The following is a 1,424-nucleotide window of genomic DNA, read 5'->3' as shown; positions in this document are numbered from 1 at the left end:
CCAACGCTCATGCGTACAGAAAATGGCCCGGTCAGATCAGAAGCGGCAGGAGGGGGGCCGCGTCGCGCTTACAACCTGACCCTCAAACGGCGGCCTTCGGCATCGACATCGGCAAGAAGGTGTTCCACGTCGTCGCCCTGAACGCCGCCGGATCGGTGATCCAACGCGCGAAGTTCTCGCGCGACACGTTGCTGGCCTTCTTCGATGCCGCGCCGAATGCACTCATCGGCATGGAAGCCTGCCCGAGCTCGCAATGGCTGGCGCGGCGGCTTGCCACGATGGGCCATGATGCCCGGATCATTCCGGCGCGCTTCGTGAAGCCTTATGTCAAATCGAACAAGACCGACACGGTCGATGCGGCGGCGATTGCAGAGGCGGTGACGCGGCCGACGATGCGCTTCGTCGAGGTTCGCACACCCGAGCAGATCGATCTGCAGGCCCTGCATCGCATCCGCGACCGGCTCGTGGGGCAGCGGACGGCGCTGATCAACCAAGCGCGAGCCTTCTGCCTTGAATATGGACTGGCGATGCGAGTCGGCGCTGGCGGCTTTCATGCCGACATCCGTCGGCACCTGGGCAATGTGGAGAATGACCTGACCCCCGCCATGCGGGTGCTGCTCGAAGAGCTGCTCGATGACCTCGCCTACATCGAAGGGCGCATCAAGGCTGTGACCGGTAAGGTCGAAGCCTATGCCAGCCAGCATGACGCCGTCAGTCGCCTGGTGACCATCCCGGGCATCGGAGCTCTCGGCGCGACCGCGATCGTCGCAGCCGCAGGGGACGGACGGCAATTCCGCAAGGCGCGCGATCTGGCCGCTTGGCTGGGACTGGTGCCGGCAGAGCATTCGACCGGGGGCAAGCAGACCCTTCTCGGTATCAGCAAACGCGGCAATCGCTATGTGCGGCGACTGATCATTCACGGCGCGCGGTCCTGCTTTCTGCATCTGAACCGGGCGAACCATGCCCTCGGTGACTGGCTCTCAGCCCTTGAGGCACGAACCCACCGCAACAAGGCCGTCGTCGCCTTGGCAAACAAGCTGACCCGGATCGTATGGGCTATCCTCACAAGGCCCGGCGCCGTCTACCTGCCGTCGAGAGGCGCAGCGTTGAGCTGACCCTTCGACCGCAGAACCGATTGCAGGGGAAAGTGATGACCAAACGGTTGATCGACCTGGGGTAAGCCACGCGCAAAAAAGCGGGACGCGATCCCGCACCACTAATTTGGAACCCGAGGGGCGGATCTCATCAAGGCCTTGCCGCCAAAAGCGGCTGACTGATCAGAGGCCGGATACATTTACGCAAGCCGGACGGCCACGCACGAAAACCTTGCAATAGCGGGGCGGACCATACATTTTTTGAAACCAGTTCCTTCATCGCCGCCAAGTCCAACATCTGCTCGGCCAGCAGCTTCTTCAGCTTGGCAT

At 62.7% G+C, this 1,424-nt stretch carries 1 protein-coding gene; it reads left to right on the top strand.

Annotated elements, in window-relative coordinates; all coding sequences use genetic code 11:
• The first annotated feature begins 119 nt into the window (after positions 1 to 119).
• Positions 120 to 1,115 (top strand): IS110 family RNA-guided transposase, encoded by a 996-nt coding sequence (locus FHD68_RS18500; RefSeq protein WP_244297989.1) that lies wholly within the window; start codon positions 120 to 122, stop codon positions 1,113 to 1,115.
• Positions 1,116 to 1,424 lie beyond the last annotated feature (309 nt).

It is taken from the genome of Paracoccus marcusii (assembly GCF_006151785.1).
Taxonomy (GTDB): Bacteria; Pseudomonadota; Alphaproteobacteria; order Rhodobacterales; family Rhodobacteraceae; genus Paracoccus; species Paracoccus marcusii.
The sequence above is the reverse complement of the archived record's forward strand: the minus strand, read 5'-3'. Positions and strand labels throughout refer to the sequence as shown.